The sequence below is a fragment of the Candidatus Protofrankia californiensis genome, from assembly GCF_900634765.1.
In the GTDB taxonomy this organism is placed as follows: Bacteria; Actinomycetota; Actinomycetes; order Frankiales; family Frankiaceae; genus Protofrankia; species Protofrankia californiensis.
Genome location: NZ_CAAAFT010000435.1, coordinates 4168 through 8622, shown reverse-complemented (window position 1 = coordinate 8622; position 4455 = coordinate 4168). Strand labels below are relative to the sequence as shown.

Annotated in this window: 5 protein-coding genes and 1 pseudogene; 4 read left to right on the top strand and 2 right to left on the bottom strand. The window is 68.0% G+C overall.

What is annotated here, in order from left to right; all coding sequences use genetic code 11:
- Positions 1-146: 146 nt before the first annotated feature.
- Both DD1DGNOD_RS22515 and DD1DGNOD_RS30940 read right to left on the bottom strand, forming a co-directional pair.
- Positions 147-1217: an MBL fold metallo-hydrolase gene (locus DD1DGNOD_RS22515; protein WP_131768471.1), complete on the bottom strand. Its 1071-nt coding sequence runs from the start codon at positions 1215-1217 to the stop codon at positions 147-149.
- A gap of 422 nt (positions 1218-1639) precedes the next feature.
- A pseudogene (locus DD1DGNOD_RS30940) lies at positions 1640-1744 on the bottom strand (ATP-binding protein); the annotation flags it as partial.
- A gap of 30 nt (positions 1745-1774) precedes the next feature.
- On the opposite strand from DD1DGNOD_RS30940, the gene DD1DGNOD_RS30935 reads away from it, so the two are divergent.
- The 4 genes from DD1DGNOD_RS30935 to DD1DGNOD_RS28360 form a co-directional block, all read left to right on the top strand.
- Positions 1775-2089 carry a hypothetical protein gene (locus DD1DGNOD_RS30935; protein ID WP_131768472.1) on the top strand — a complete coding sequence of 105 codons (315 nt, stop codon included), beginning with the start codon at positions 1775-1777 and terminating at the stop codon, positions 2087-2089.
- A 141-nt stretch (positions 2090-2230) separates the two neighbouring features.
- Positions 2231-3556, top strand: coding sequence for a cytochrome P450 (locus DD1DGNOD_RS22500; protein ID WP_131768473.1), 1326 nt, complete (start codon positions 2231-2233; stop codon positions 3554-3556).
- Positions 3553-3723 carry a hypothetical protein gene (locus DD1DGNOD_RS27415; protein ID WP_165035229.1) on the top strand — a complete coding sequence of 57 codons (171 nt, stop codon included), beginning with the start codon at positions 3553-3555 and terminating at the stop codon, positions 3721-3723. The genes DD1DGNOD_RS22500 and DD1DGNOD_RS27415 overlap by 4 nt, the downstream gene beginning before the upstream one ends.
- Before the next feature lie 83 nt (positions 3724-3806).
- Positions 3807-4455, top strand: a 649-nt coding sequence (locus DD1DGNOD_RS28360; RefSeq protein ID WP_206443370.1) for an alcohol dehydrogenase catalytic domain-containing protein, incomplete at its 3' end; no start/stop codon positions are given.

The window sequence follows — 4455 nt, the reverse complement described above, 5'->3', positions numbered from 1 at the left end:
GCGGCCGGATCTGTCGCTGATCTACCCGCCGTACTCGGCCCGCGCCGAGAAGCTGCTGCGCCGGCTGTTCTGACGCCACGCCTGCCGATGACCGACGGCGGCAGGACAAGATGCTGTCCGTCGGTGCCAGTCGCTGGTACCGGGCGTCAGCGGCGGGGGGCGTAGAGCACGACGCCGTCCTCGCCGGTGGCTGTTGCCAACTGGTCGTGTTCCACCAGCAGGTTGAGGTGTGCCTCGATCTCGAGGACGGCCAGCATCTGGCTGGTCGTGTCGAGTTCGTCGAGCCGGCGTTCCCGGCGGGTCCAGCGCATCGCCGACGCAACCTGGAACGCCGTCCCAGCGCCTTCGCGAACGTGCCGGACGACGGCGTCCAGGCGAGCCTCGTGGTGGGCCAGCAGCTCCTCGACCCGCCGGTGCACGCTGGTGGTGACCGGACCGTGTGCGGGCAGCAGCAGCGTGTCGGGAAGGTCACCTACCAGGCGCAGTGACTGCAGGAAGCTGCGAAGCGGCGACGGTTCGGGCACCCACTCGAACCCCAGCGACGGGGTGATGTGCGGCAGTACGTGGTCGCCGGCGAACAGCAGGGCGTTGGCGTTGTCGCGGAGCACGACGTGGCCGCGGGTGTGCCCGGGCGTGGCGAGGACGTCGAGCTTGTGGTCTGCCAGGCCGACGACGTCGCCGTCGTCGAGCCAGCTGTCGGGGGGACCCCACGGTGCATCCCTCGCCTCCGTCGTCTCCCTTGCCAGGTACTGGGCGTAGCGGGCGGCAAGGTCGGGCGCGCCGCAGCGCAGCAGCATCGCGAGCTGGGGACGGGTGAGGACCCCGGCCTCCCCACCGGCGTATACCTCCTCACCGGCGTGTATGGAGTGACGTTCCCCCCAGCCGATGCTGACCTTCGTCCCGAACCTCGTGCGTAGTGCGATGGCCTGGGTGTAGTGGTCGTGATGTGCGTGCGTCACCACGACACGGGAAACGTCGTCGAGTCGGTAGCCGAGCGTGCCCAAAGCGGTGGTCAGCGCGGACTCGGTGGACGGCGCAGCCCACCCGGAGTCCACCACGACCAGGCCGTCGATGTCCGGCATGACGTAGACGTTCACCGCGCGCAGGCCGTCCTGCGGCAGGGGGAGCGGGACGCGGTAGACCCCGGCCGTCACGGGATGTGCGCCGGGTTCCGTCCAGTCGTCGGGTTGTTCGTTCGGGGGTAGCGGCGGCGGCACGCACGCCTCCTCGGTCGGCGGTTCCGACGGTAGGGGTGTTCATGGCGTCTCGGCGAGGCCTGGCGGTCGGCGTCGCTCGTGACGTCCTCAGTATATCTAAATAGGATTAAAATTAATACACCGCGTCGCGGTGGCTGGCTGGTCGCGTCCCGGTCGCGCCTGCTCCGCCGACAGGAGGCAGCGACCGTCACCGTCACCCGGAGCCGGATCGTCGGAGCTCTCGGATGTTGGTCAGCGCGGATTCCTTCACCGACGTGCCGTCGTCCTACCTGCTCCCGGGTCGTTTCTGGCTCCCAGCCCGTTCCTGACCTGCCGAGCCGCTCTCTTGTCAAGGGACATTGAGAACTCAGTGACGGTCACGAGAGTTGCCCGGTGGTGGCCACCAGATCTGCCCGCTGGTGGCCACCGACGTGCCCGGGTCGTCAGGTGGTCAGGGGTTTCACCCCCTTGCCGGACAGGGCTTGGGCGAGGCGGATGCTGTCGCCGCTGGTCTGGCAGAGGTGGGCGTGGTGCAGGAGCCGGTCGATCTGTTGCCGTCGTTCGGCCCCGGGATGCTGGTGCTGGCTGACCGTAACTTCCTGTCTCACCGGCTGGCCCGCGACACCCTCGCTACCGGCACGCACCTGCTGTGGCGGGCGTCGGCGTCGTTCGCTCTCGCACCGATCACAGTGTCGGCGGACGGTGCCTACCTGGCCGAGCTCAATCCCGCGTGCCGCGGCTACGGTCCGCCGATCACCGTTCGGGTGATCGAATACATCGTGCGCACCACCCCGGCCGGCGGCGGCGAAGCGTCGTGTTCGGACTGGACACCGAGCACCCGGCACCATCCGTTCCGAGGCCGCTGCCACGTACCACCGCCAGCACGTGGGTAGACCTGTCCTCGCATGGGGGTAAAAAAAGTTCTCTTAAGGGTGATGCAGAACACGTGACTGGGCTCACATGATGGGGCGCACCGCCGGATGGAGCCGGTCGAACCGACCGGACGGCTACTCGCCCTGACGCAGGAGCGCCGCATGACTATTACGGAGTCCACCCCGACTGTCAGCGTCCCGGACGAGATCGCGCGACGTGTGGTGCTGCCCGAAGGACACCGGGACGACGAACCGCTCTTCGCGGCGTACCGGTGGCTGCGGGAGAACGCGCCGCTGGCGAAGGTCCACGTCGAGGGCTACGACCCGATCTGGCTCGTCACCAAGCACACGGACATCATGGAGATCGAGAAGCAGCCGGCCGTTTTCACCAGTGGTGGCGGTGAGGAGCCGGGTTCGCACAACCCGATTCTGCAGAACCAGGCGGGCGACGCGTTCACCAGCTCCCTGACCGGTGGGAGCCTGCGGATCCTCGAGACGGTGACCTACCTCGATCCGCCCGAGCACACGATGGTCAAGGACATCGCGAACGAATGGTTCCGGCCCGCCTCGCTGAAGAAGTGGGAGGATCGCATCCGCGGACTCGCCACGCAGGCGATCGCCGACCGGCTGCGCCCGGGTGTCAACGACCTCGACTTCGTCGGGGAGTTCGCGCTCTATTACCCGCTGCACGTCGTCATGTCGCTGTTCGGGGTTCCCGCCGAGGACGAGCCCCGGATGATGGCCCTCACCCAGGAATTCTTCGGCACCGCGGACCCCGAGACCCAGCGTGACGACATCGCCGCGCTGACCCCCGAGGCGGCGGCGCAGCAGTGGTCGGCCGCGATCCGCGACTTCTACGCCTACTTCGACGCTCTCGTCGAGGCTCGGCGTGCCGAGCCTCGGGACGACCTGGCTTCCATCATCGCGAACGCGCGCCGGCCGGACGGAGAGTTCTTCGCGAAGGAGGTCGCCTACGGCTGGTTCGTCGCGATCTCCACCGCCGGGCACGACACCACGTCGAGCACTCTGGCCGGCATCATCGAGGTGCTGGCCCACCACCCGGAGGAGCTCGTCCGGGTCAAGGCCGACCCGTCGCTCGTGCCCGACCTCGTCAACGAGGGGCTGCGCTGGGTGTCGCCGGTCAAGCACTTCGTCCGGCAGGCGAGCCAGGACTATGTGTTGCGGGGACAGCAGATCACCAAGGGTGACCGGTTCATGCTGCTCTACCAGTCGGCGAACCGCGACACCGACATCTTCGACGCGCCCGACGAGTTCCGCATCGACCGTCGGCCTAACCGGCACATCGCCTTCGGGTACGGCCCGCACATGTGCATCGGCATGCACCTGGCCAAGCAGGAACTGCGCATCATGCTGGAAGAGCTGCTTCCTCGCGTGGAGTCGCTCGAGGTGACCGGCGACCGGAGGGTCGTCCAGACGAACTTCGTCGGCGGGCTGCGCCGGCTCCCGATGCGACTGGAACTGAGGTGACCGAGCCCCCTGCCCGCACCGTCGGTGCCGGCCACGTGGGCGGGACGTTCGCCGCGCTCGTGCGCCAGGCCGGTTTCGCTGGCGAGGACTCGCGGCTGTCCTGCCAGCTGATCGTCACCGGGGCCTGTGACGGGATCAGGGTGAACGTCGTCGACTCCAGTGTTTGATCAAGAAAGCCGGAACGAGAACGTCGACCCAGCGGAGAGAAAAGCGCCCGGAAGACGGGCCTGAAAATGGTGGAAGGAATGCCGTGAAGGTTACAGCCGCCGTACTCGAGAAACTCGGTTCCGACTTCGCCGTGAAGGAGCTCGACCTGGCCGATCCCGGCCCGGGGGAGGTTCTCATCGAGGTGGCGGGGGTCGGGCTGTGTCACACCGATCTGGCCGTCGCGCACGGTCACCTGCCCTTCCCGTTCCCCGCCGTCGTCGGTCACGAGGGCAGTGGCGTCGTCACCGCGGTAGGGGAGGGCGTCACCAAGGTGGCGCCGGGCGACCGTGTCGCGGCCACCTTCAACAGCTGCGGCATCTGTTCTGAATGCGCAGCTGGCTCCCCGTCGTACTGCGTCCGGTTCATGGAGCTCAACTTCAGCGGGGTGGGCAACAACGGCACGACGCCCCTGCACGACGGTACCGCCGACGTGGGCGGCAACTTCTTCGGCCAGTCGTCGTTCGCCACCCACGCGTTGGCCCACGAGGTCAACGTCGTGAAGATTCCCGACGGTGTCCCGCTGGAGCTGGCTGGACCGCTCGGCTGCGGGGTCCAGACAGGTGCCGGCGCCGTGCTCAACTCTCTGAACTGCCCACCCGGTTCGTCGCTGCTGATCACCGGTGGCGGTTCGGTCGGCCTCTCGGCGCTCATGGCCGCGGCCGCCCGCGGGCTGACGACCATCATCGTCGTTG